This is a genomic window from Pseudomonas sp. AL10 (assembly GCF_029960685.1).
Taxonomy (GTDB): Bacteria; Pseudomonadota; Gammaproteobacteria; order Pseudomonadales; family Pseudomonadaceae; genus Aquipseudomonas; species Aquipseudomonas lactis.
The window spans coordinates 194,762-218,895 of sequence record NZ_JASBQZ010000006.1; the positions used below are offsets into that span (position 1 = coordinate 194,762).

Genomic DNA, 24,134 nt, shown 5'->3' on the forward strand with positions numbered 1-24,134 from the left:
AAAATGTGGGAGCTGGCTTGCCTGCGATGGCCGCGCCGCGGTCTTCAGCCGATCAACTGCGCATCCCGCAACGCAGTAAGCGCTGTCAGCCAACGCGGGTCCTGCTTATAGTCCGTCGAGGCAACCGCCTGCCCACGCATACGTGCAATCCGCGCCGAGGGCGTGACCTTCATCCGCTGCGCTGCACTGAGCGCCAGCTCGGCTGCCGCACGGTCATTGCACACCAAGCCCATGTCACAACCGGCGGTCAGCGCTGCTTCGATACGACTGGCCGCATCGCCGACCACATGGGCGCCGGCCATGGACAGGTCATCGCTGAAGATCACCCCGTCGAACTGCAACTCACCGCGCAGGATGTCCTGCAACCAGCGACGCGAAAAACCAGCAGGCTGGGCATCGACCTGCGGGTAGATGACGTGCGCCGGCATCACGGCGGCCAATTGCTTGCTCAGACGTGCGAAAGGCACCAGATCGTTGGCGCGAATCTGTTCCAGGCTGCGCTCGTCGTTGGGAATGGCGACGTGGGAATCGGCCTCGGCCCAACCGTGGCCAGGGAAGTGCTTGCCGGTGGCGGCCATGCCGGCGCTGTTCATACCGCGGATAAAGGCACCGGCGAGCACGGCAGCGCGCTCGGGGTCGCCTTCAAAGGAGCGGGTGCCGACCACGGCGCTGCGTTGGTAGTCGAGGTCCAGCACTGGGGCAAAACTCAGGTCCAGGCCCACCGCAAGCACTTCGGTGGCCATGATCCAACCGCATTGTTCGGCCAGGTATTCGGCGTTGGGGTTATCCGCCAGCGCACGCATGGCCGGAAGACGCACGAAGCCTTGGCGCAGACGCTGCACGCGGCCGCCCTCCTGGTCCACGGCCAGCAGCAAATCCGGACGCACTGCGCGAATGGCTGCGCTCAACTCGCGAACCTGGCGCGGGTGCTCGATATTGCGCGCAAAAATGATCAGGCCGCCCACTTCCGGTTGGCGCAACAGGTGACGATCCTCGGCCGTGAGCCAGGTACCGGCGACGTCGACCATCAAAGAACCTTGCAGGGCAGCAGTCATAAACCTTCCTTAAATAACGCACACAACCCGTCGTCCTTGCCAGGCACGGCAAGGACGACAGGTTGCGAATAAATAGCTGAAATCGGCATGGCGGCTAGCTTAGCGGATGCAAGCGGCCACGCCCACCCGCAGCGATCAAACCTTGGCGGCGACCGGTACGGTTTTGCTGCGTGGGCGTAACTGGGCGGCGGCCATGGCCGGATCGCTGACGCCGGTTTCGGCGCGCATGCCAGCGGCGAGGAACGGCACCATCAAGCGCATGACTTGCTCGATGGAAGTGTTTACGCCGAAATCGGTCTCGGCAATTGCCCGCAACGCTTTGATACCAGACATGCTGAAGGCTGCGGCGCCGAGCATGAAATGCACGCGCCAGAACAGTTCGATAGGCGGAATACGCGGGGCCGCTTCGTTGACCAGCAGCATATAGCGGCGGAACACCTTGCCGTACATGTCTTCCAGGTAACGGCGCAAGTGGCCCTGGCTCTGGCTGAACGCCAGGCCCAACAGGCGCATGAAGATCGACAGGTCGTTGCCACTGCGAGGCTGCACAACCAACGCTTGCTCCACCAGGATTTCCAGCAGCTCTTCCAGGCTGGGCTTGTGATCGGCCTTGGCCTGGCGGCGTTCCAGCTCACGGTCGAGGCTTGCGCAGAACGGGCCCAGAAAGCGTGAGAATACCGCCTGGATCAGGGCCTTTTTCGAGCCGAAATGATAGTTCACAGCAGCCAGGTTGACCCCAGCCTTGCTGGTGATCAGCCGCAATGAAGTTTCAGCAAATCCTTTTTCCGCGAACAATTGCTCGGCAGCATCGAGAATGCGTTCAACGGTTTCCGACTGGGCCATGGCTACTCCGCCTGACAAACACTTGTTTGAAACATACGTTTCAGAGTGTGTCTTGTCAAGCCTGCAGGTCCGCTTTGCGGCTGGTCGGTCATCTGTTTCATCGCTATTTAATCACATCCTCGCAGCTCTGTAGGCAGCGCCGCATCTGCTGTGTAGGACGGCTGACGGATGACCGTCCAGCGGAGCCGCTAAAAAGGATGATTGCCAAGCGCAGTTCACTGTATATAATCCCAGTCACTGTATAAAAAGACAGAGCGATCAACATGCTAAAACTGACGCCACGCCAAGCTGAGATTCTGGCTTTTATCAAGCGCTGCCTTGATGACAATGGTTACCCGCCTACCCGTGCGGAGATTGCCCTGGAGCTGGGGTTCAAATCCCCGAACGCCGCCGAGGAACACCTCAAGGCCCTCGCTCGCAAAGGTGCGATCGAGATGACCCCAGGTGCTTCGCGGGGTATTCGTATCCCTGGCTTCGAAGCCAAGGCCGACGAGTCGACATTGCCGATCATCGGTCGCGTCGCCGCAGGTGCGCCGATCCTGGCGCAGCAGCACGTCGAGGAATCCTGCAACATCAACCCGACCTTCTTCCATCCCCGCGCCGACTACCTGTTGCGCGTTCACGGCATGAGCATGAAGGACGTGGGCATCTTTGACGGTGACCTGCTGGCGGTCCATACCACCCGCGAAGCTCGCAATGGCCAGATCGTCGTGGCCCGTATCGGCGACGAGGTCACGGTCAAACGCTTCAAACGCGAAGGCAGCAAGGTCTGGCTCCTGGCCGAAAACCCTGAGTTTGCCCCGATCGAAGTCAACCTGAAAGACCAGGACCTGGTGATCGAAGGCTTGAGTGTCGGCGTCATTCGCCGCTAAAGGAGGCATCATGCAGCTCGTGCACACCCCACAACACACACAACTGTCGCTGTTCGAGGCCTTCATGGCCCAACCCCTTGCGCCAATCCTCAAGGAAACGGTCGAAGCCCCCTGGGGCGGCGAACCTGAGGCGTTCAGTGAATTGTCGTTGCGCGGTGCGGCTGAGAGCTGCCTGAACCTGCTGGCACCTATCCTGCGCGAATTAAGCGAAGATCAGGACGCCCGCTGGCTGACACTGATCGCCCCGCCCGCCAGCCTCACCCAGGCCTGGCTGCGGGACGCCGGGCTCAACCGCGAGCGCATCCTGTTGCTGCAACCACGCGGCGCGCAAAGCGCCCAGCAGCTTACGTGCGAAGCCTTGCGTCTGGGCCGTAGCCATACGGTGGTGAGCTGGTTGAACCCTTTGAATGCAAGCGCCAAGCAGCAACTGATCAGCGCTGCGCGCATGGGTGATGCGCAGAGTTTAAATATTCGATTGGGGTAATGACGGGCGCGCCACAAACGCAGCCTTCACCAAGGACTCAGTGAAGAACGCGCGGCCCTTCTTCTTTCTCCGGCTCGCCTTCGGCAAGGCGACCTGCCATCTGTACGCCCACGCTCAACATGGCTTTAGCCACTTCGACGTGCTGGCCTTGCAGGAAGACTTTGGCGTCTTCGGAGAAATCCAGAATAACCAGAGAACCCTCGTCCTCCGCCCGGCGCAGTTCGATTCGGCCGTCAGGCAGTTCAACAATTTCCAGAAAGGACGTTGGCATAAAAGTCTGTTCTCCACGAAAGGCCTGGGATTATATCAGTCATCCACCCAGCCTCGCAGAGGATATGGACAGGTTTGTTGACGGCTTGATGAATGGTGCCCTGGGCAACACGCTAATCAATGTGGGAGCTGGCTTGCCTGGGATGGCGGAGTATCAGCAAATAATCAGCAAACGGACCCACCGCTATCGCAGCATAAGTATCTATACAACTTTGTAAGCCGTAGCAGCCAACGGTAACCACGATGCGAAGCGAGCAGCTCTTGATCTGCTCTTGATCTTGATCTCAGGCGCCCCGTTAAACCACGCTGGCCGAACGCAGGCTTGAATTCGTGGGTAACCCGGCAGGACGCCGGGTTAGCCGCCCCGCGCCATGGATGGCGCGTGGCGGCGGCCCACGGATTCAAGCCTGTGTTCGGGCACACCGAGCCTAGGCGAGGGGCCGAGTGGAGGGGCAAGAGCGCTTTGGTTACTTTCGCGCTTTTCGAAAGTGACCCGCCGTCAGGCGGAACCCTAAGTGGCCGTAACCGCAGGAATGGATATGTACTCGGTATAACAGGGTCGCCTGCCAGACCGCCTTCGCGAGCAAGCCCACACAGGTTGAACGCGGGGCATCAGGTCGATAGGTGTCGGCTGGCAGGCCGTCATCGCAGGCAAGCCAGCTCCCACAGTTTGATCGCGGGGCGTCAGGTCGATAGGTATCGGCTTTCAGACAAGCCCCCACATATGGATCCTAGAGCGTCAGGTACATAAGCGTCGGCTGTCCGGTCGTCACGGGAGCAAGCTCCCTCGCCACAGGTTCAGCGTCGCTCCGAAGCCAGCCCCCACATTTGCTTAGTGCAAACCCTTCAGCACTCGTTCAACCCTTCACGAAAACGCAGCGCCATCTTCTTCAGTTCCTGGCGCCAGCCTTCCAATTCCTCACGGCTCAAAGGCTTGGGCTCATCCTGCTCCAATGCCACGGCGACGATCAGCGGCTGGGTAACATCCCCCTTGGGCACATGGGGAATACGCGGCGGCTGAAACATATCCGCATGGGCCTTGAGCAGCCGCGCCACCCAACTGTCAGGGCTTTGGGCCATTTCCACCAACTCGGCCAACTCGGGGATCGCCATGGAATCCAACACTTCACGATTCATGATCATTTCCGCCCGAGGCGCGCCCGCTTGGGGCAAGCGGTAGAACCCGGCGATTTCATGGCACAGTCCCAGCAAGGCACCGTACAGGTGGAACAACGCCGCTTCGCGCCCCGCCTGTACCAGCGCGATGGCATTCATCTCTTTCCCTTCCTCGGCACGGCCAAGGGCCTCCAGGGATAAACCCGCGAAGTAAATTTTCTGATTGGTACGGGTATAGAGTTCGTTGGCCATGACGGCAATCTCCACAACGAATAGGCGTGATGCTGGCTGTGTAGGAGCGAGCTTGCTCGCGAAAAACCTCCAGGCACCGTAGGGTGCCAGGTTTCCGGCGTTTTCGTTAACGATCTTCGCGAGCAAGCTCGCTCCTACAGTAAGCAAAAGCCGTCTATACAGACGGCTTTTGGCGTTAACAGACTAGCGGATCAAGCGCCTTGGCGCTTGTCCTCGACCTTCCACTTGCCGCCGTCGTAGAACGCTTTCCAGCCAGTCGGCTTGCCGTCCACTTCGGTCTGCACGTACTGCTCCTTGGTCTTGCGGCTGTAGCGGATCACGGCTGGGCGACCATCCGGGTCCTTCTTCGGCGCTTCACACAGGAAGTGGTACTTCGGATCGATCTCGTCCTTGTGCGGCACGATCTCCATCACCAGCGGCGCACGGGTCTCGCGGTTTTTCGGGAACTGGCTCGCAGCCAGGAACAGCCCCGAAGCGCCGTCACGCAGGATGTAGGTGTCGTTGACCTTCTCGCACTTGAGCTCAGGCATCTTCACCGGGTCCATTTTCGGCGGCGCCGCATCCCCGCTTTTCAGCAGTTTGCGGGTGTTCTTGCAGGTCGGATTGGTGCAACCGAAGAACTTGCCGAAACGGCCAGTCTTGAGCTGCATCTCGCTGCCGCACTTGTCGCATTCCAGGCTCGGGCCTTCATAGCCCTTGATGCGGTAGGTGCCCTTTTCGATCTCGTAGCCGTTGCAATCGGGGTTGTTACCGCAGATGTGCAGCTTGTGCTTCTCGTCCAGCAGGTAAGCGTCCATCGCCGTGCTGCAGATCGGGCAGCGGTGCTTGCCGCGCAACACCAGCGACTCGGACTCACCCTCATCATCAGCCGCAATTTCATCGCCCGGCACCAGGTTGACGGTCGCCTTGCAGCGCTCTTTCGGCGGCAGGCTGTAGCCTGAGCAACCGAGGAACACGCCGGTGGAGGCGGTACGAATCTGCATCGGCCGACCGCAGGTGGTGCACGGGATATCCGTCATCACCGGCTGGTTGGCGCGCATCCCGTTCTCAGGGTTCTCGGCCACTTCGAGCTTTTTCTTGAAGTCGCCATAGAACTCGTCGAGCACGTTTTTCCAGTCGCGTTCGCCCTGGGCCACGTCATCGAGGTTCTCTTCCATGCCCGCGGTGAAACCGTAGTCCATCAGGTTGGAGAAGCTCTCCGACAGACGCTCGGTCACGATGTCACCCATCTTTTCCGAATAGAAACGACGGTTGTGCAACGCAACGTAGCCACGGTCCTGGATGGTGGAGATGATCGCCGCGTAGGTCGATGGACGACCTATACCGCGCTTCTCCATCTCTTTGACCAGGCTGGCTTCGGAATAACGCGCCGGCGGCTTGGTGAAGTGCTGGGACGGGTCGAGCTTGATCAGCTTCAACGTGTCGCCCTGGGCCATGTCCGGCAGCACGTCATCATCGCCAGGCTTGGCAATCTGCGGCATCACACGGGTATAGCCGTCGAACTTGAGGATACGGCCCTTGGCACGCAGCTCGAAATCGCCCGCGCCCACGCTGACGGTAGTAGACAGGTATTGCGCCGGCAGCATCTGGCACGCCAGGAATTGGCGCCAGATCAGCTCGTAGAGGCGCTCAGCGTCGCGCTCCATGCCGCTCAGCTTGGCAGGCGTGGTGTTGGCGTCAGAAGGACGAATCGCTTCGTGAGCCTCTTGTGCGCCTTCCTTGCTGCTGTAGACGTTCGGCTTCTCCGGCAGGTAGGTCTTGCCGAATTCGCTTTCAATATAGGTACGCGCCATCGCCACCGCGTCTTGCGACAGGTTGGTGGAGTCCGTACGCATATACGTGATATAGCCAGCCTCATACAGGCGCTGGGCCATCATCATGGTCTTCTTCACCCCGAAGCCCAGGCGGTTGCTCGCGGCTTGTTGCAGGGTGGAGGTGATGAACGGCGCCGACGGCTTGCTGCTGGTCGGTTTGTCCTCACGCTTGACGATGCTGTAGCTGGAGGCTTTGAGCTTCTCCAGCGCGGCCATGGCCTGGGCTTCGTTCAGCGGTTTGAAGGCCTCGCCTTTCTCACGGGCCACTTCAAAGCGCACATTGGCGCCCTTGGCAGTGCCGAGGTCGGCGTGGACTTCCCAGTACTCTTCAGGGATGAACGCACGGATCTCGCGCTCACGTTCCACCACCAGCTTGACCGCTACCGATTGCACACGGCCGGCGGACAGGCCACGGGCGATCTTCGCCCACAGCAATGGCGAGACCATGTAGCCGACGACGCGGTCGAGGAAGCGACGGGCCTGCTGGGCGTTGACACGGTCGATATCCAGCTCGCCCGGCTTGGAGAACGCTTCCTGGATGGCTTTCTTGGTGATTTCGTTGAACACCACGCGCTTGTAGCGGCTGTCATCACCGCCGATGGCTTCGCGCAGGTGCCAGGCAATGGCTTCCCCTTCGCGGTCCAAGTCCGTCGCGAGATAGATGGTGTCAGCATCTTTGGCGAGCCGGCGCAGCTCTTCGATGACCTTTTCCTTGCCCGGAAGGATTTCGTACTTGGCCTTCCAGCCATGGTCCGGGTCCACACCCATGCGCGAAACCAGTTGCTTGCGCGCTTTTTCTTTAGGCGTGAGTACCGGACCTTCGCCCGCGGCGGCCTTGCCGCGCTTGGCGGCAGGCTCCTTGCTGGCGCTAGCCGAACCGCTGGTGGGCAGGTCTCGGATATGGCCGATACTCGACTTCACCACGTACTCGTTGCCCAAGTACTTGTTGATGGTCTTGGCCTTAGCCGGGGATTCCACAATGACCAGCGATTTGCCCATGGATCGGAAAATTCCTGAATTCGAGAAGTGAAAGGCAGTTGGCGCCTGACGCGGCAACGCTATATATAGTGGCAACCGGATGAGGTCAAGCGCAGCATTCTGCGCGACCTGCCGTTATTGCCCTGTAAAAAGACTGGGTTCGGCCGTGACCAAAGCAAAGCGCGGGACCTGCTCGCCGTCAACTTCGACGGTCTCCAGGAACATGCTCAAAGGGCGCACCCAAAAGCCGTATTCGCCATACAGCGCTTGGTAAAACACCACTTCTTCTTCGGTTTCAGAGTGGCGCGCCACGCTGAAAACACGGTACTGCGGCCCCTTGTAATGCTGGTAGAGCCCTGGTTCGACTTTCATGCTCTGGCCCTCGTACAAAATTTGTTGAAAAAAAATATTTAAAAGTTCCAAAAAACAAAAACCGGGGCACTGGGCCCCGGCTTCCGTCAACCGAACGCTTAGACGCGTTCGAAGACGGTAGAGATGCCTTGGCCGAGACCAATGCACATGGTTGCAACCCCAAGGTTGCCGCCATTTTGCTTCATCACATTAAGCAAAGTGCCGGAGATACGCGCACCGGAGCAACCGAATGGGTGGCCCAGGGCAATCGCACCGCCGTGCAGGTTAACCTTCTCGTTCATCTTGTCGAGTACTTTCAAATCTTTCAGCACTGGCAGGGCCTGTGCGGCGAAAGCTTCGTTGAGCTCGAAGAAGTCGATATCGGAGATGGAAAGGCCTGCGCGCTTCAAGGCTTTTTGTGTGGCCGGTACTGGACCATAGCCCATGATCGCCGGATCCACACCCGCCACCGCCATCGAACGAATCACGGCCAGCGGCTGGATACCCAGGTCCTGGGCACGCTGCGCCGACATCACGATCATGCACGAAGCACCGTCAGTGATTTGCGAGGAAGTACCGGCTGTCACGGTGCCGCCCTTTGGATTGAAGGCTGGCTTGAGGGCCGCCAGGCTTTCCAGGGTGGTGTCCGGACGAATGGTTTCGTCGTAGTCGAACAGTTTCAGAAAACCGTTTTCGTCGTAGCCGTTCATCGGGATGATTTCATCCTTGAACTTGCCTTCCACAGTCGCCTTGTGAGCGAGCTGGTGGGAACGCAGGCCGAAGGCGTCCTGGGCTTCACGGGTGATGCCGTGCATCTTGCCGAGCATTTCCGCGGTCAGGCCCATCATGCCCGAGGCTTTCGCCGCGTAGAGGGACATGTGCGGGTTAGGATCGACGCCGTGCATCATGCTGACGTGGCCCATGTGCTCCACGCCGCCGACCACGAACACATCGCCGTTGCCAGTCATGATCGCTTGCGCAGCGGTGTGCAGCGCGCTCATCGAGGAGCCACACAGTCGGCTGACGGTCTGGCCAGCGGCAGTGTGCGGGATCTGGGTCATCAACGACGCCATGCGCGCGATGTTCCAGCCCTGCTCCAGGGTCTGGTTGACGCAGCCCCAGATCACGTCCTCGACCTCGTTCGGGTCGACCTTGGTGTTGCGCTCCAGCACTTTGCTGATCAGGTGCGCCGACATGTCTTCGGCGCGGGTGTTGCGGTGCATGCCGCCCTTGGAGCGGCCCATCGGCGTACGACCGAAGTCGACGATCACGACGTCTCTTGGATTCAAGCTCATAAATATTCTCGCTCTAGTCGTCTGGGCACTTAACCGAAGAAGCTCTGGCCATTCTTGGCCATTTCACGCAGCTTCGCGGTCGGGTGGTACAGCGGGCCCAGATCAGCGTACTGATCAGCCAGGGCAACGAACTGGGCCACACCGATGGAGTCGATGTAACGCAGCGCACCACCACGGAATGGAGGGAAACCAATACCGTACACCAGGCCCATATCGGCTTCGGCGGCGGTTTCAACGATGCCGTCTTCCAGGCAACGCACGGTTTCCAGGCACAGGGCAATCATCATCCAGTTGATGATGTCCTCGTCAGACACCTCACGCTGTTCGTAGATGACCGGAGCGAGTACTTCGTGCACCGATGGGTCGGCCACTTTCTTCTGCTTGCCCTTCTTGTCGGTCTCGTAGGCGTAGAAACCCTTGCCGTTCTTCTGGCCCAGGCGCTTGGCTTCGTAGAGTGCGTCGACAGCCGAACGACGGTCGTCTTTCATGCGGTCCGGGAAGCCTTCAGCCATGACGTCGCGACCGTGGTGGCCGGTGTCGATGCCGACCACGTCCATCAGGTACGCCGGGCCCATTGGCCAGCCGAATTTTTCCATGACCTTGTCGATACGCACAAAATCCACACCGGCGCTGACCAACTTGGCGAAACCGCCGAAGTACGGGAACAGCACGCGGTTGACCAAGAAGCCCGGGCAGTCATTGACCACGATCGGGTTCTTGCCCATTTTCTTGGCGTAGGCAACGGTGGTGGCCACGGCCAGCTCGCTGGACTTCTCGCCACGGATCACTTCTACCAGCGGCATCATGTGCACCGGGTTGAAGAAGTGCATGCCGACGAAGTTTTCCGGACGCTTGAGGGCCTTGGCCAGCAGCGAGATGGAAATGGTCGAAGTGTTGGAGGCCAGGATGGTGTCATCTTTGACCTGGGCTTCCACTTCAGCCAGCACGGCTTGCTTGACCTTCGGGTTTTCGACAACCGCTTCGACCACCAGGTCGACGTGGCCGAAATCGCCGTAGGACAGCGTAGGACGAATGCCGTTAAGCACTTCAGCCATTTTTGCAGCGGTCATGCGGCCTTTATCAACGCGGCCCACCAGCAGCTTGGCGGCTTCGGCCAGGCCCTGCTCGATCCCGTGTTCGTTGATGTCTTTCATCAGGATCGGCGTGCCTTTGGACGCCGACTGATAGGCGATACCGCCACCCATGATACCGGCGCCGAGTACGGCAGCCTGTTTCACGTCCTTGGCAATTTCGTCGTAGGCCTTGGCCTTTTTCTTCAGTTCCTGATCGTTCAGGAACAGGCCGATCAGGCTCTGGGCCGCCGAGGTTTTCGCCAGTTTGACGAAGCCTGCCGCTTCCACTTCCAGGGCTTTGTCGCGACCGAAGTTCGCGGCCTTCTGGATGGTCTTGATCGCTTCAACCGGCGCCGGGTAGTTCGGGCCGGCCTGGCCTGCCACGAAACCTTTGGCGGTTTCGAACGACATCATCTGTTCGATGGCGTTGAGCTTGAGTTTTTCCAGCTTCGGTTGACGCTTGGCTTTGTAGTCAAATTCGCCGCTGATGGCGCCCTTGATCAGGTTCAGCGCGGCTTCGGCCAGCTTGTCCGGAGCTACTACAGCGTCGACGGCACCGACTTTCAGTGCGTCTTCAGCCTTGTTTTCCTTGCCGGCGGCGATCCATTCGATCGCGTTGTCAGCACCGATCAGGCGCGGCAGGCGCACGGTACCGCCAAAGCCTGGGTAGATGCCCAGCTTGACTTCCGGCAGGCCGATCTTGGCCGTCGCGGACATGACGCGGAAATCTGCCGCCAGGCACATTTCCAGGCCGCCGCCCAACGCGATGCCATTGATGGCAGCAACAGTCGGCACGTTGAGGTCTTCGAAATCGCTGAAGATCTTGTTGGCTTCGAGGTTGCCAGCCACCAGCTCGGCATCGGGCAGCTTGAAGTTGTCGACGAATTCGGTGATGTCAGCGCCGACGATAAACACGTCCTTGCCGCTGGAGACGATCACGCCCTTGACCGAAGCATCTGCTTTGATGGTGTCTACGGCCTGACGCAGTTCGTTCAGGGTTAGACGGTTGAACTTGTTGACGGACTCACCCTTGAGGTCGAACTTGAGTTCGACGATGCCACTTTCAAGAGCCTTAACCGTGATGGCTTTACCTTCGTAAATCATCAACTGATCTCCACGATATGGAAGCTGAACAGTACACACTGGACGCTGGTCTCTGGTTTGACATTGACAGTTGAATCAATGCTCATGCCAATCCGCCAGGCACACCCGCCAGTGCGATAGTCGGGTTTTGTATGAGTCGTCTGACAGGCAAACGCTCAATTCATACGCCCGTTTGATTTGGGTACGCCACCTTCATCCAATTCCGAGCAATTGTCAATCGCTCCAAAGGCTAGTAAAAACGCGACTTTCCAGTCATTTCAGAACCCGGCCCACAGGCGGGCCACCCGTCAATATTCAAATATTCACAGGATCAATAATAGAAAAGATGTGGGAAAAGGCTGTACAGAAAGGAATACCCGGCTAGGCTAGCGGCAACCTACAGATTTACCGGCCTGCCTGGCCACCTCCAGCCCGATGATGATGTCGGGCTTTTTATTGCCCGGCTTTTCTGGCTTTTTATTGCTCGGCTTTTTTGTAGGAGCGAGCTTCCGCGCGAAAACCTGGAGAGCGCCGCGTATAGCCTGATTATCCGCGTTATCGTTGGCGATTTTCGCGAGCAAGCTCGCGCCTACAAGGTTTGGGTCAGGCCAGGGCCTTGAGCAGCGTATCGATGTCTTTGAGTACGCTTGCGTCGCCCTTCTCGCCCCAATACAAAGCAATCATCTGTTTGTCGGCCTCGACCTTGTAGACGTTCGCCGGCAGCGTTGCAAAATGCGGCAACAACTTCTCATCCACACAAGGCTCACGCCACTGATTGACCCACAGCCCCGGCTCCAGCTGCCAGTAACTCCAGGTCGCGGGCATGCTGCCACGCCGTGGTCGGCAGTACTGCGCGCAAGGGCTCGGCGGCTCCTGTTTGAGCCAGTGCGGCCACTCCTGAGGCGCCAACTGCATGGCCAACCCGATGCGGCGTGCCTCCATGCGCAGGGCCATGCGCCCGCTCTGCTGGCGCGAAGGACGCAGCCATACCAGGGGGCTCAAAACCACCGCAAGGATTGACACCACTATCCAGACCGTCATATGTGTACTCCCGAATTTCTAGATGAGCGGATTTGATCTGCGGCAACCCCATCCGCTTGAAAGCAGCCATACTGAATTTATTGCAGTCCCCTGGAGGAACGCCTCATGCCCTACAAACATATTCTGGTCGCTGTCGACCTGACCGAAGAGTGCGATCCAGTGATCAAGCGCGCACAGGAATCCGCGATTGCCAATGGCGCCAAACTGTCGCTGGTGCACATCGTCGAGCCCATGGCGATGGCCTTTGGTGGTGACGTGCCGATGGACCTTTCCCAGCTGCAGCAGCAACAATTCGACCAGGCCAAGGAGCGCCTGGACCGTTTGATTCTCAAATACCCGCACCTGAAAAAGGAAGACTGCCACCTGACATACGGCCAACCGCGCCAGGAAATTCACCACTTGGCCAAGGAACAGGGTTGTGACCTGATCGTAGTGGGTAGCCATGGGCGCCACGGCTTGGCCTTGCTGCTGGGCTCGACCGCCAATGATGTATTGCACGGCGCGCCGTGCGATGTACTGGCCGTCAAACTGGTAAAGAGTTCGTAAGACCGATGAAGGTCTAATGTGGGAGCTGGCTTGCCTGCGATAGCAGCCTGTCAGTTGATGCATCAGGTGGCTGATACACCGCTATCGCAGGCAAGCCAGCTCCCACAGTTGGATCGCATTTCATATTAAAAAGCCTGGCGCTCATAGGAATGAACGCCAGGCTTTTCAGTGCTGCAAGATCACTCAGGCATCCAACTCGGCCCAACGCTCAACCAACGCTTCCAGCTCCTGGTTCAACGTCTCCAAAGAGGCGATGACCTTGGCGGTCTCTGCCGCAGGGCGCAGGTAGAAACCAGCGTCAGCCATTTCCGCTTCGACCGCAGCAATCTGCTGTTCCTTGGCGTCGATATCACCCGGCAAGGCTTCCAGCTCGCGCTGCAACTTATAGCTCAGCTTTTTCTTGGCCGGCGCAGCGTCAGCCGCCGGTGCAGGCGCTTCGGCAGCGACCGGAGCCACCACCGCCGTGTTCAAGTCTGCTTTGCCCGACTTGCTCTCGGTTACGCCCAGCAGGCGCGGCGAGCCGCCCTGACGCAGCCAGTCCTGATAACCGCCCACGTATTCACGCACCTTGCCTTCACCTTCGAAGACCAGGGTGCTGGTGACCACGTTGTCGAGGAATTCCCGGTCGTGGCTGACCATCAGCACAGTGCCGTTAAAGGTCAGCAAGACCTCTTCCAGCAGTTCCAGGGTTTCCACGTCGAGGTCGTTGGTCGGTTCGTCGAGTACCAGCAAGTTGGCCGGCTTGCTGAACAGCTTAGCCAGCAGCAGGCGCGCGCGCTCACCACCCGACAGCGCCTTGACCGGCGTACGTGCACGCTGCGGGCTGAACAGGAAGTCGCCCAGGTAGCTGAGTACGTGGCGGCTCTGGCCGTCGATGTCGATAAAGTCGCGGCCTTCGGCGACGTTGTCGATCACGGTCTTTTCCAGGTCCAACTGGTGGCGCAACTGGTCAAAGTAGGCCACGTCGATGCGAGTGCCCTCTTCGACCTTGCCGCTGGTCGGTTGCAGGCCGCTGAGCATCAGCTTGAGCAACGTAGTCTTGCCGGTACCGTTGGCGCCCAGCAGGCCGATACGGTCGCCGCGCTGCAGGACCATGGAGAAGTCCTTGATCAGGAACGGGCCGTCCGGGTGATGGAAGCTGACGTTCTCCAGCACCATCACTTGCTTGCCCGACTTGTCGGCAGTATCGAGCTGGATATTGGCCTTGCCGGTGCGCTCGCGGCGCTCACTGCGCTCGACGCGCAAGGCTTTCAAGGCACGTACGCGGCCTTCGTTACGGGTGCGACGGGCCTTGATGCCCTGGCGGATCCAGACTTCTTCCTGGGCCAGCTTCTTGTCGAACAGCGCGTTGGCGGTTTCTTCGGCCGCCAGGGCGGCTTCCTTGTGCACCAGGAAGCTGGCGTAGTCGCCGTTCCAGTCGATCAGGCCGCCACGGTCCAGTTCGAGGATGCGCGTGGCCAGGCTCTGCAGGAAAGCACGGTCGTGCGTGATAAACAGCACGGCGCCTTGGAAGTCCTTGATGGCTTCTTCAAGCCAGGCGATGGCGCCAATGTCCAGGTGGTTGGTCGGTTCGTCGAGCAGCAGCAGGTCCGGCTCGGACACCAGGGCCTGGGCCAGCAGCACGCGACGACGCCAGCCGCCGGACAATTCGGCGAGGGTCTTGTCGGCCGGCAGTTGCAGGCGGCTCAGGGTGCTGTCCACCAGTTGCTGCAAGCGCCAGCCGTCACGGGCTTCGAGGTCTTGCTGGACGTGCATCAGCTTGTCGAGGTCTTCCTCGGTGACGCAGTTCTGCGCCAGGTGATGGTATTGCGCGAGCAACTCGCCAACGCCATCCAGGCCTTCGGCAACCACGTCGAACACTGTCCGTCCGTCGGCCACCGGCAATTCTTGCGGCAATTCGCCGATCTTGAGGCCCGGGGCACGCCACACAGAGCCGTCATCGGGCTTCTGGTCGCCTTTTACCAGCTTCATCATGCTGGACTTACCGGTGCCGTTGCGGCCGATGATGCACACCCGCTCACCACGGGCGATCTGCCAGGACACCTTGTCCAACAACGGCATGGCGCCGAAAGCAAGGGACACATCGCTGAATTTGAGCAGGGTCATACGCTTCTCCAAAAACTGGGCGCGCATTCTACCTGATGTGAGGGTGGGATGCGGTCGGCATTTTCTCTATTGACACGTTCTGTAGGACATTTCCGGCGAACTTGAACGAACCAGCCGGCAAAGCTTTCGCGGGCCGCTGGCAAAAGGCTAAGCTAGGGGCAATCAGTGTCGGCAGTGCCGGTGCTAGTCGTGATTTCTCTGCACGGACGTCTCATGCGCAGTCGCCTTTTCAACTTTTTATCTTGTCTGCTTCTTTCCGCCACTGCCGTTCAATCCGCCCAGGCGGTGGACCTCACCACTCAACGCCAGTATTACGATCAAGCCAAACGCGCCCTGGCCAAGGGCGACAGCGGCCCCTACATGCAATACAGCCAAGCCCTGGCCGATTACCCGCTCACGCCCTACCTGGCCTATGACGAGCTGACCGCGCGCCTGAAAACCGCGAGCAATGAGGAAATCGAACAATTCCTCGCCAAACACGGCGACCTGCCCCAGGCCAACTGGATGAAACTGCGTTGGCTGCGCTGGCTGGCCGAACGCGGCGATTGGCAGACCTTTGAAAAGTACTACGACACCAAGCTCAATTTCGTCGAGCTGGACTGCCTGCATGGCCAGTACCAGCTCAGCCACAACCTGAAAGCCGAAGGCTACAAGACTGCCGAAAAGCTGTGGATGACTGGCAAATCCCAGCCCGCCGCCTGTGACGTCACGTTTGGCCAATGGGCCGCTGCCGGCCAACTCACCGAGCAGAAGATCTGGGAGCGCGCCAAGCTCGCCGCCGAAGCGCGTAACTACGCGCTGGCCAATAGCCTGGTGAAAACCCTGCCCACCCTCGGCGCCCAAGGCCGCTTGATGGTGGATGTTGCGCAAAAGCCCGACATGCTCAGCGACCCGTCACGCTTCCAGCCGGCCACCGAGGCCATGGCTGACGCCGTGGGCCTGGGCCTGCGTCGCCTGGCGCGCCAGGATCCGGACAAAGCCATGTCGCTGCTCGACGGTTACGCCACCAGCATGCACTTCTCCCGTGACGAAAAAGTGTCGATTGCCCGCGAGATCGGCTTGACCCTGGCCAAGCGCTTCGACCCGCGCGCGCTGGAGGTCATGACCAAGTACGACCCCGAACTGCGCGACAATACGGTCTCCGAATGGCGCCTGCGCCTGTTGTTGCGCCTGGCGCGCTGGGAAGACGCCTACCAGTTGACCCGCAAGCTCCCACAAGACCTGGCCACCACCAACCGCTGGCGCTACTGGCAGGCGCGCAGCCTGGAGCTGGCCGAGCCGAAAAACCCGCAGGCTTTGGTGCTGTACAAAAACGTCGCCAAGGAGCGGGACTTCTACGGTTTCCTCGCGGCTGACCGCTCCAAATCGCCTTATCAGTTGAACAACAAGCCGCTGGTGATGAGCCAGGCTCTGGTCAACAAGGTCCGCAACACCCCAGGCGTGCGCAGGGCCCTGGAGTTCTACGCCCGCGGCCAGATCGTCGACGGTCGCCGTGAGTGGTACCACGTCAGCCGTCATTTCAACCGTGACGAGATGGTGGCCCAGGCCAAACTGGCCTACGACATGAAGTGGTACTTCCCGGCGATCCGCACCATCAGCCAGGCCCAGTACTGGGACGACCTGGACATCCGCTTCCCGATGGCCCACCGCGACACCCTGGTGCGCGAAGCCAAGGTACGCGGCCTGCACTCCAGTTGGATCTTTGCCATCACCCGCCAGGAAAGCGCGTTTATGGATGACGCCCGTTCCGGCGTTGGCGCCAGCGGCCTGATGCAACTGATGCCCGGCACCGCCAAGGAAACCGCACGCAAATTCAGTATCCCCCTGGCCTCCCCGGCCCAAGTGCTGGACCCGGATAAAAACATCCAGCTCGGCGCTGCCTACCTGAGCCAGGTGCACAGCCAGTTCAACGGCAACCGCGTGCTCGCCTCCGCTGCCTACAACGCCGGCCCCGGCCGCGTGCGCCAATGGCTGCGCGGCGCAGACCACCTGAGTTTCGACGTGTGGGTGGAAAGCATCCCCTTCGACGAAACCCGCCAGTATGTGCAGAACGTGCTGTCTTATTCGGTGATCTACGGGCAGAAGCTCAACTCACCGCAACCGTTGGTGGATTGGCATGAGCGGTACTTCGACGACCAGTAGGAGCGAGCTTGCTCGCGAAGAACGTCAACGCTAACGCGTGCTTCCTGGATAAACGCGGCGCCTGTGAGTTTTTCGCGAGCAAGCTCGCTCCTACAGAGGCGCCATTGCCCGCATCGAGAGATGCGGGCATTTTTTATTTCACCTGTTCATCTCCATCGTTGAACTGCAACGCCGCCAACCGCGCATACAACGGATTGCTCGCAATCAACTGCTGATGCGTGCCCACCGCCACCAGCTTGCCCTGGTCCATCACCGCAATGCGGTCGGCATTCTTCACCGTGGCCAAACGATGCGCGATGACCAGCGTGGTGCGCCCCTGCATGAGCTGCGGCAGGGCTTGTTGGATCAGGTGTTCGCTCTGAGCGTCGAGGGCGCTGGTGGCTTCGTCCAGTAGCAGGATCGGCGCGTCGACCAGCAAGGCGCGGGCGATGGCCAGGCGTTGGCGCTGGCCGCCAGAGAGGCCCTGGCCACTTTCGCCGAGGTGGGTTTGGTAGCCGTCGGGCATTTGCAGGATGAAGTCGTGGGCGTGGGCAATACGCGCGGCGGCTTCCACCTGGGCGGTGGTGGCGGACGGGTTGCCGTAGCGGATGTTGTCTTCGACGCTGCCGAAGAACAACGCCGGGCTCTGGGACACCAGGGCGAAATGGCGACGCAGGTCTAACGGGTCAAGCTCGGTCAACGGTTGACCTTCAAGCAGGATGCGGCCTTGCTGGGGGTCGTAGAAACGCAGCAGCAGGTCGAAGATCGTCGATTTGCCCGCGCCGGACGGCCCTACCAACGCCAGGGTTTCGCCCGGGTTGATGGTCAGGTTCAAGCCATCGATGGCGTAGCTGTCCGGCCGTGACGGGTAGGAAAAGCGCAGGTCTTGCAGTTCCATGCGGCCGCTGACCCGTTCCGGCAAACGTACACCGCCAGTGGCCGGCGCCTGGATGTCGTTGCCTGACTGCAACAGCTCACCGATCCGCTCCGCCGCCCCAGCGGCACGCTGCAACTCGCCGAGCACTTCGCTCAGGGTGCCAACGGCGCTGCCGACAATCAGGCTGTAGAACACGAACGCCGCCAGCTCACCGCCGGAAATACGCCCGCTGATCACGTCCATGCCGCCCACCCACAGCATCACGCCCACCGCACCGAGCACCAGCATGATCACCAGGGTGATCAGCCAGGAGCGCTGCAAGATGCGTTTACGTGCCGTGACAAAGGCGTCCTCGACGGTGACGGCAAAGCGCTGTTCGTCCTGCACCTGATGGTTATAGGCCTGCACGGTCTTGATCTGGCCCAAGGTCTCGGCGACATAGCTGCCAACGTCCGCGATACGGTCCTGGCTCAAACGCGACAGGCTGCGCACCCGACGTCCGAAAATCAGGATCGGCGCCAGCACCAGCGGCAACGCCACCACCACGATGCTGGTGAGTTTGGGGTTCGTGATAAACAGCAACACGATGCCGCCGATGACCATAAGGGCATTGCGCAGAAACAGCGACAGCGATGAGCCGATCACCGATTGCAGCAAGGTGGTGTCGGTGGTCAGCCGCGACTGGATTTCGGAGCTGCGGTTGTTCTCGTAGAAGCCTGGGTGCAGGTAGATCAGGTGGTTGAACACTTGCCGGCGAATATCGGCCACCACCCGCTCGCCAATCCACGACACCAGGTAAAACCGCGTGAAGGTGCCCACGGCCAGGCCGAGCACCAGCAGCATGAACAGGCCGATGGACTGGTTGAGCAAGTGCGGCGACTGAGTCATGAAGCCCTGGTCCACCAGCAGGCGTATGCCCTGCCCCATGGACAAGGTGATGCCAGCGGTGACGATCAGCGCCAGCAGTGCGCCAAGCGCCTGCCAGCGGTAGGGCGCGATAAAGCGGCTGGCCAGGCGAATCGCACGGCGTTGACGGATGGAGAACATGGGAGGTATCACCAATGAGGAATCTGTACCCTCCAACATTGGGGGAACTTGCGCGAATAACAATGAGTCAGGTTAATTATGCCCACCGATGCAGGCCGCTAGAGGCTATCGGTCTAAGCCTCATCTGGAAATATGTACCGGTTTCTGGTGGACTGGGTGTTCAAACCGATGAGCGTGTAAGGAGTTGTAACGGCGCGTTCATGCGGGGGAATTAAAGTAGGTACACAACCTGATGAGGAGACAGGCCATGACCTTGCAAAATAGCAGCGACGCCAAGATTGAAGTGATCCGCCAGCCGCAACAGCTGCCTTGCTCGTATATCGATGCCAAAGGCCAGGAAGTGCAGATTACCGAAGAAATGATCCAGCAAGCCTGCAGCGAACTGGAACAGCGACTGGTCAAGCCTGCCCAGCAAGGCTGAAGCGCCCACGCTCTTTCAAACCCGGCCCAGGTGGCCGGGTTTTTTATGCCCCCTGTAGGAGCGAGCTTGCTCGCGAAAAACCTGAGGGCGCCGCGTTAAATCAGAAACGCTGCGTTATCGTTGACGTTTTTCGCGAGCAAGCTCGCTCCTACAGTTATAGGTGTTCGGCGCCCAGAGCAGCCACGATCTGCGACAGCACCGCCGACTCCCCGTTGATGCGCACCTTCAAGCCATCGATCTCGCGACGTTCCGGGTAATGCTTGCGCAGCAGGTCAAAGGCCTGGCGCTGCTCCTGCACGGTACCTACCAGGCTGCGGCGGAAATCCGCATCGTCACGGCGTGGGTCGTACACACTGCGGCACAAGGTCGCCAGCGCCCAGGCCGGGTCAGTCGTAGCGTTAAGGTGCATCTCGGCCAGCCAGGGGGCCGGCAGCAAATCACTCAGCTGGATACTCGGCTCCTGGCCCAGGTGCGCACACAGCGCCTGGTAAATCTGCGCGGTGCCGCGCTGTTTGCCATCGAGGCTGTAGCCGGCGATATGGGGCGTGGCCAGCACGCACAGGTCTGCCAGCTCGACATCCACCTCGGGCTCGCCTTCCCACACGTCCAGCACCGCTTGCAGGTCTTCGCGCGCCAGCAACACCTCGCGCAGGGCGGCGTTATCCACCACCGCGCCCCGGCTGGCATTGATCAGCCAGGTGCCCGGCTTGAGCTGTTCCAGGCGCTGGCGATCAAACAGGTGCCAGGTCGAACCATTGCCGGACTTGATCAGCGGCGTATGCAAGCTGATCACGTCACAGTGCTCGATGATCTGCTGCAGGCTGACGTAATCACCGTCTTCGGTGACCTGGCGCGGTGGGTCGCACACCAACACATTCCAGCCCAGGCCCTTGAGCACCTTGACCAACCGCCCGCCGACTTCACCGGCACCGACGATACCGTAGGTGCGCTGCTTGAGGTCGGCGCCTTCGATTTCAGCCAGGGTCTGCAAGCTGCCGAGCACGTAGTCCACCACCCCACGCGCATTGCAGCCGGGCGCGCTGGACCACTGGATACCTGCTTGCTTGAAGTAGTCCAGGTCCAGGTGGTCGGTGCCGATGGTGCAAGTGCCGACAAAACGCACCTTACTGCCCTCGAGCAGGGCGCGGTTGACGTTGGTCACCGAGCGCACCAGCAGTACATCGGCCTGCTCGACCGTGGCGCGGTCGATGGAACGGCCGGGCACACGGCGAATCTCGCCAAACCCTTCGAAGAATGCATCGAGCAGCGGGATATTTTCGTCGGCAACAATCAGCATGGCAGGCTCCTTTGGCGGATTGGCAGTGTACAGAAGATCCTGTGTAGGAGCTGGCTTGCCTGCGATTGCATCGACCCGGTTTGCCTGATGCACCGAGGTGCCTGCATCGCAGGCAAGCCAGCTCCCACAGGGGTCAGCGCTGGCCTGGGCGCATTGCTTACAAATCCCTAACACAGGTTTTTTCCTGACCACTGCGTCAACGCGTAGAATCCGCCGTCCTTGCGACTGCCTTTTTATTGGACACCTGTACGTGAACACTGCCACCGCTACCCTCTCCCGCCCCGCCCGCATCAGCCGGGAAGTGCGTGGCCTGCTGACGCTGGCCTTGCCGATCATGATTGGCCAACTGGCAACCACCGCGATGAGCTTCGTCGATGCGGTGATGGCTGGGCGCGTGAGCCCGCAGGACCTGGCGGCGGTGGGCCTGGGTAATTCGATCTGGATCCCGGTGTACCTGTTGATGACCGGTACTCTGCTGGCCACCACACCGAAAGTTGCCGAGCGTTATGGCGCGGGCAAACTCACCGAGATCGGGCCTCTGGTGCGCCAATCGTTGTGGTTGGCCGTGGTGGTCGGTCTCTGCGGCGCGCTGCTGTTGCTGTGCGCCGAGCCGATCCTGCATGCCATGAAGGTCGAGCCCGACCTGATCGAGCCGTCCATGGGCTACCTGCACGGCATCGCCGCCGGTATGCCGGCGGTTGCGTTGTACTACGTGTTTCGCTGTTTCAGTGACGGCCTGGGCCGCACACGGCCGAGCATGGTCATGGGCTTGTGCGGGTTGGCGCTGAATATTCCGCTGAACTACATCTTCATCTACGGCCACTTTGGCGTACCGGCCATGGGCGGCGTGGGCTGTGGCTGGGCTACCGCCATTGCGATGTGGGTGATGATGATCGGCCTGGCCATCTGGACGCGCTGGGGCGCGGCCTATCAAAGCAGCGAATTGTTCAAGCGCTTCGACTGGCCGCAATGGACGGTGATCAAGCGCATATTGGGCATAGGCCTGCCGATTGGTGTGGCGATCTTCGCCGAGTCGAGCATTTTCGCGGTGATTGCCCTGTTGCTTGGCAGCCTGGGCGCTACCGTGGTGTCCGGCCATCAGATCGCCCTGAACGTCAGCTCCCTGGTGTTCATGATCCCCTATTCCCTGAGCATGGCCGTCACCGTGCGGGTCGGCCAGGCGTTGGGGCGCGGCGAACCCCGGGAAGCTCGCTTCGCCGCCGGCGTCGGCATGGGCACCGCCCTGGCGTACGCGTGTTTTTCCTGCAGCTTGATGCTGCTGTTTCGCGAGCAGATTGCAGCGATCTACACCCCTGACCCGGTGGTGATCCACTTGGCGTCGATGCTGATTGTGTTCTCGGCGTTGTTCCAGTTCTCCGACTCGATCCAGGTCACCGCCGCGGGCGCATTGCGCGGCTATCAGGACACCCGGGTGACCATGGTGCTGACCTTGTTCGCCTACTGGGGCGTGGGCCTGCCGGTAGGTTACGCCCTGGGCCTGACAAACTGGCTCGGCGAGCCCAGCGGCCCGAGCGGTTTATGGCAAGGGCTGATCGTGGGCTTGAGCTGTGCGGCGGGGATGTTGGTGGTGCGCCTGGCGCGCAGTGCACGCCGACGCATTCGGGCCGAAAAGGCGCAGGCTTAATCGGCTTTCTTGCGGATCCAGTACAGGTAGGTGCCAGCATCTTCCTGCTGATCCACCAGTTCATGGTCGAGAAACACGCAGAACTTGGGGATATCGCGACGGGTCGACGGGTCGGTCGCGATCACCTTAAGCAGGCCGCCCGCCGGCAGGTCGCGGATGTGCTGGTGCAGCATCATCACGGGTTCCGGGCAGTTGAGGCCGGTGGCGTCGAGGGTACCGTCAACAGGTTCAAGACTCATACTTCACTCCTAAAACTGGCACCGCTCAGCAATGTGGGAGCGGGCTTGCCCGCGATGACGGGGGCACATTCAACATAAATTTCGACTGTTATACCGCTTTCGCAGGCAAGCCAGCTCCCACATTTAATATCAGCGGCCTTTAGATTTCTTTATGTCTATCAGACGACGCAAGTGGCAGGTGACCTCTTCGCGGTCGTGGTAGAGCTGCTTGCAGCCAATCTCCACACGAATGCCGCGCGCCTTGAAGCCCTCTTCGATGCGCTCCAGCAAACGCTTCACTTCGGCGTAACGCTGCTTCATCGGCAACTTCAGGTTCACCACCGCCTCGCGGCAATGCCCTTCGCCAATCCAAGTTTCCAAGAGTGCCGCGTTGCGAGCGGGCTTCTCAACGATGTCGCAGACCATCCAGTCTACCGGCTGCTTGGGCACGAAGGTGAAGCCGTCGGCCATCAGATGCTGCACCAGGCCGGTATCCATCAGGCTTTCAGCCATGGGGCCGTTGTCGATGGCGGTCACCAGCATGCCACGGTTGACCAGTTGCCAGGTCCAGCCGCCTGGCGCTGCGCCGAGGTCGACGCCGGTCATGTCGCCGTGCAGGCGCTCGTCCCACTGGTCACGGGGGATAAAGTGGTGCCAGGCTTCCTCCAGCTTGAGGGTCGAACGGCTGGGCGCATCACGCGGGAACTTGAGGCGCGGAATGCCCATGGGCCACATCGCCGAGTTGTTCGACTCGGCCAGGCCCATGAACACTTCGCGGCCGCTCTTGAAGGTCAGCAGCAGGCGCGGCTTGCTCGGGTCGTCCACCAGCTTGCCGGCGTTAAGCAGGGCTTTGCGCAGGTGCACTTCGAATTTCTTGCAGAAGTTCGACAGCTCCTTGCCGTCGTTGGTGTCGACCATCTCCAGCCACAGGCTGCCGCACACGGGGAATTCGCGCAGGTGGGCGAGGATCACGCTGATGCGGTCGGTTTCCGGCAGGTCGATAAACACCCCGCGCGCCCACTGCCGGGGGAAGATCAGCTCGGCAAAGCGCTGGCCGTGCATCAGGCGCTGGGCGCCATCTTCTTCGGTGCAGACAAATTCGGCGCAGGCGCTGCCGGTCTTGGCCTTGGCGTAGCCGGACACGTTCAGGCGCGCGGCGTGCTCCGCGATCTCGGAACAGACTTCGCCTTCAAAACCCGGGCGGCAGTGCATAAAAAGGGTGTTCATTGAATCTCCTGGTGAATCAACTGGCCTTGCGCTATCGCAATACCTGTCATGAAAACGCGCGCATGATAGCCGAGTTCGGAACCTTGGACTCAGCGATAGAGT

21 protein-coding genes and 1 pseudogene are annotated in these 24,134 nt (G+C 60.4%); 6 read left to right on the plus strand and 16 right to left on the minus strand.

Annotation, left to right across the window (positions count from 1 at the left end; genetic code table 11):
* Window positions 1-44: 44 nt before the first annotated feature.
* Together nagZ and QK296_RS09565 are read right to left on the minus strand one after the other, a co-directional pair.
* Window positions 45-1,055, minus strand: a complete 1,011-nt coding sequence (nagZ, locus tag QK296_RS09560) for a beta-N-acetylhexosaminidase (RefSeq protein ID WP_032877216.1) — start codon at window positions 1,053-1,055, stop codon at window positions 45-47.
* 135 nt (window positions 1,056-1,190) lie between these two features.
* Window positions 1,191-1,898 (minus strand): TetR/AcrR family transcriptional regulator, encoded by a 708-nt coding sequence (locus QK296_RS09565; protein ID WP_003189661.1) that lies wholly within the window; start codon window positions 1,896-1,898, stop codon window positions 1,191-1,193.
* 263 nt (window positions 1,899-2,161) lie between these two features.
* Here QK296_RS09565 and lexA point away from each other — a divergent pair, with 263 nt between their 5' ends.
* Window positions 2,162-2,770, plus strand: a complete 609-nt coding sequence (gene lexA, locus QK296_RS09570) for a transcriptional repressor LexA (RefSeq protein ID WP_003172575.1) — start codon at window positions 2,162-2,164, stop codon at window positions 2,768-2,770.
* Between the two features lie 10 nt (window positions 2,771-2,780).
* Window positions 2,781-3,254 (plus strand): SOS-induced cell division inhibitor SulA, encoded by a 474-nt coding sequence (gene sulA / locus QK296_RS09575; protein WP_034135099.1) that lies wholly within the window; start codon window positions 2,781-2,783, stop codon window positions 3,252-3,254.
* Window positions 3,255-3,291: 37 nt separating this feature from the next.
* On the opposite strand, the gene QK296_RS09580 is transcribed toward sulA, so the two are convergent.
* From QK296_RS09580 to QK296_RS09615, 9 genes and pseudogenes are all read right to left on the minus strand, one after another.
* Window positions 3,292-3,525 carry a hypothetical protein gene (locus tag QK296_RS09580; protein ID WP_003189656.1) on the minus strand — a complete coding sequence of 78 codons (234 nt, stop codon included), beginning with the start codon at window positions 3,523-3,525 and terminating at the stop codon, window positions 3,292-3,294.
* An 845-nt stretch (window positions 3,526-4,370) separates the two neighbouring features.
* Window positions 4,371-4,892: a DUF6586 family protein gene (locus QK296_RS09585; RefSeq protein ID WP_003189653.1), complete on the minus strand. Its 522-nt coding sequence runs from the start codon at window positions 4,890-4,892 to the stop codon at window positions 4,371-4,373.
* 39 nt (window positions 4,893-4,931) lie between these two features.
* A pseudogene (locus QK296_RS29050) lies at window positions 4,932-5,054 on the minus strand (outer membrane lipoprotein carrier protein LolA); the annotation flags it as partial.
* Window positions 5,055-5,083: 29 nt separating this feature from the next.
* Window positions 5,084-7,705, minus strand: coding sequence for a type I DNA topoisomerase (gene topA, locus QK296_RS09590; protein WP_282390855.1), 2,622 nt, complete (start codon window positions 7,703-7,705; stop codon window positions 5,084-5,086).
* A 114-nt stretch (window positions 7,706-7,819) separates the two neighbouring features.
* On the minus strand, window positions 7,820-8,056 hold the full coding sequence (locus QK296_RS09595; RefSeq protein WP_003189651.1) for a DUF1653 domain-containing protein: 237 nt from the start codon (window positions 8,054-8,056) through the stop codon (window positions 7,820-7,822).
* 98 nt (window positions 8,057-8,154) lie between these two features.
* A complete protein-coding gene (fadA, locus tag QK296_RS09600) occupies window positions 8,155-9,330 on the minus strand; it encodes an acetyl-CoA C-acyltransferase FadA (RefSeq protein ID WP_003189650.1) in 1,176 nt (391 codons plus the stop codon).
* Between the two features lie 29 nt (window positions 9,331-9,359).
* Window positions 9,360-11,507 (minus strand): fatty acid oxidation complex subunit alpha FadB, encoded by a 2,148-nt coding sequence (gene fadB / locus QK296_RS09605; protein ID WP_003189649.1) that lies wholly within the window; start codon window positions 11,505-11,507, stop codon window positions 9,360-9,362.
* Between the two features lie 365 nt (window positions 11,508-11,872).
* The gene (locus QK296_RS09610) at window positions 11,873-12,067 is read right to left on the minus strand and encodes a hypothetical protein (RefSeq protein WP_057710849.1); all 195 of its coding nucleotides are present in this window, start codon (window positions 12,065-12,067) and stop codon (window positions 11,873-11,875) included.
* Window positions 12,068-12,089: 22 nt separating this feature from the next.
* Entirely contained in the window at window positions 12,090-12,527 is a 438-nt protein-coding gene (locus QK296_RS09615) for a hypothetical protein (protein ID WP_032900468.1), read from the minus strand.
* Between the two features lie 105 nt (window positions 12,528-12,632).
* Here QK296_RS09615 and QK296_RS09620 point away from each other — a divergent pair, with 105 nt between their 5' ends.
* Entirely contained in the window at window positions 12,633-13,073 is a 441-nt protein-coding gene (locus QK296_RS09620; protein ID WP_003189647.1) for a universal stress protein, read from the plus strand.
* Between the two features lie 183 nt (window positions 13,074-13,256).
* Here QK296_RS09620 and QK296_RS09625 read toward each other — a convergent pair whose 3' ends face one another.
* Window positions 13,257-15,179, minus strand: coding sequence for an ATP-binding cassette domain-containing protein (locus QK296_RS09625; RefSeq protein WP_003189646.1), 1,923 nt, complete (start codon window positions 15,177-15,179; stop codon window positions 13,257-13,259).
* Window positions 15,180-15,392: 213 nt separating this feature from the next.
* On the opposite strand from QK296_RS09625, the gene QK296_RS09630 reads away from it, so the two are divergent.
* A complete protein-coding gene (locus tag QK296_RS09630; RefSeq protein WP_282390857.1) occupies window positions 15,393-17,321 on the plus strand; it encodes a transglycosylase SLT domain-containing protein in 1,929 nt (642 codons plus the stop codon).
* A 133-nt stretch (window positions 17,322-17,454) separates the two neighbouring features.
* On the opposite strand, the gene QK296_RS09635 is transcribed toward QK296_RS09630, so the two are convergent.
* Window positions 17,455-19,233 (minus strand): ABC transporter ATP-binding protein/permease, encoded by a 1,779-nt coding sequence (locus QK296_RS09635; protein WP_282390863.1) that lies wholly within the window; start codon window positions 19,231-19,233, stop codon window positions 17,455-17,457.
* 238 nt (window positions 19,234-19,471) lie between these two features.
* Here QK296_RS09635 and QK296_RS09640 point away from each other — a divergent pair, with 238 nt between their 5' ends.
* A complete protein-coding gene (locus QK296_RS09640) occupies window positions 19,472-19,645 on the plus strand; it encodes a PA1571 family protein (protein ID WP_003189642.1) in 174 nt (57 codons plus the stop codon).
* Window positions 19,646-19,799: 154 nt separating this feature from the next.
* Here the strand turns inward: QK296_RS09640 and pdxB are convergent, their stop codons facing one another.
* Window positions 19,800-20,942, minus strand: coding sequence for a 4-phosphoerythronate dehydrogenase PdxB (pdxB, locus tag QK296_RS09645; protein ID WP_003189640.1), 1,143 nt, complete (start codon window positions 20,940-20,942; stop codon window positions 19,800-19,802).
* Between the two features lie 250 nt (window positions 20,943-21,192).
* Here pdxB and QK296_RS09650 point away from each other — a divergent pair, with 250 nt between their 5' ends.
* Complete coding sequence (locus tag QK296_RS09650; protein ID WP_003189639.1) at window positions 21,193-22,587, plus strand: MATE family efflux transporter; 1,395 nt, start codon at window positions 21,193-21,195, stop codon at window positions 22,585-22,587.
* Here QK296_RS09650 and tusA read toward each other — a convergent pair.
* Entirely contained in the window at window positions 22,584-22,826 is a 243-nt protein-coding gene (gene tusA / locus QK296_RS09655; protein WP_003189637.1) for a sulfurtransferase TusA, read from the minus strand. The genes QK296_RS09650 and tusA overlap by 4 nt on opposite strands.
* Window positions 22,827-22,955: 129 nt before the next feature.
* Window positions 22,956-24,032 (minus strand): 23S rRNA (cytidine(2498)-2'-O)-methyltransferase RlmM, encoded by a 1,077-nt coding sequence (rlmM, locus tag QK296_RS09660; protein ID WP_003189635.1) that lies wholly within the window; start codon window positions 24,030-24,032, stop codon window positions 22,956-22,958.
* Window positions 24,033-24,134 lie beyond the last annotated feature (102 nt).

Excerpts from the sequence above, each read along its gene's own strand:
- nagZ (WP_032877216.1), bottom strand. The coding sequence starts at position 1,055 with ATGACTGCTGCCCTGCAAGGTTCTTTGATGGTCGACGTCGCCGGTACC.
- QK296_RS09565 (WP_003189661.1), bottom strand. The coding sequence starts at position 1,898 with ATGGCCCAGTCGGAAACCGTTGAACGCATTCTCGATGCTGCCGAGCAA.
- lexA (WP_003172575.1), top strand. The coding sequence starts at position 2,162 with ATGCTAAAACTGACGCCACGCCAAGCTGAGATTCTGGCTTTTATCAAG.
- sulA (WP_034135099.1), top strand. The coding sequence starts at position 2,781 with ATGCAGCTCGTGCACACCCCACAACACACACAACTGTCGCTGTTCGAG.
- QK296_RS09580 (WP_003189656.1), bottom strand. The coding sequence starts at position 3,525 with ATGCCAACGTCCTTTCTGGAAATTGTTGAACTGCCTGACGGCCGAATC.
- QK296_RS09585 (WP_003189653.1), bottom strand. The coding sequence starts at position 4,892 with ATGGCCAACGAACTCTATACCCGTACCAATCAGAAAATTTACTTCGCG.
- topA (WP_282390855.1), bottom strand. The coding sequence starts at position 7,705 with ATGGGCAAATCGCTGGTCATTGTGGAATCCCCGGCTAAGGCCAAGACC.
- QK296_RS09595 (WP_003189651.1), bottom strand. The coding sequence starts at position 8,056 with ATGAAAGTCGAACCAGGGCTCTACCAGCATTACAAGGGGCCGCAGTAC.
- fadA (WP_003189650.1), bottom strand. The coding sequence starts at position 9,330 with ATGAGCTTGAATCCAAGAGACGTCGTGATCGTCGACTTCGGTCGTACG.
- fadB (WP_003189649.1), bottom strand. The coding sequence starts at position 11,507 with ATGATTTACGAAGGTAAAGCCATCACGGTTAAGGCTCTTGAAAGTGGC.
- QK296_RS09615 (WP_032900468.1), bottom strand. The coding sequence starts at position 12,527 with ATGACGGTCTGGATAGTGGTGTCAATCCTTGCGGTGGTTTTGAGCCCC.
- QK296_RS09620 (WP_003189647.1), top strand. The coding sequence starts at position 12,633 with ATGCCCTACAAACATATTCTGGTCGCTGTCGACCTGACCGAAGAGTGC.
- QK296_RS09625 (WP_003189646.1), bottom strand. The coding sequence starts at position 15,179 with ATGACCCTGCTCAAATTCAGCGATGTGTCCCTTGCTTTCGGCGCCATG.
- QK296_RS09630 (WP_282390857.1), top strand. The coding sequence starts at position 15,393 with ATGCGCAGTCGCCTTTTCAACTTTTTATCTTGTCTGCTTCTTTCCGCC.
- QK296_RS09640 (WP_003189642.1), top strand. The coding sequence starts at position 19,472 with ATGACCTTGCAAAATAGCAGCGACGCCAAGATTGAAGTGATCCGCCAG.
- pdxB (WP_003189640.1), bottom strand. The coding sequence starts at position 20,942 with ATGCTGATTGTTGCCGACGAAAATATCCCGCTGCTCGATGCATTCTTC.
- tusA (WP_003189637.1), bottom strand. The coding sequence starts at position 22,826 with ATGAGTCTTGAACCTGTTGACGGTACCCTCGACGCCACCGGCCTCAAC.
- rlmM (WP_003189635.1), bottom strand. The coding sequence starts at position 24,032 with ATGAACACCCTTTTTATGCACTGCCGCCCGGGTTTTGAAGGCGAAGTC.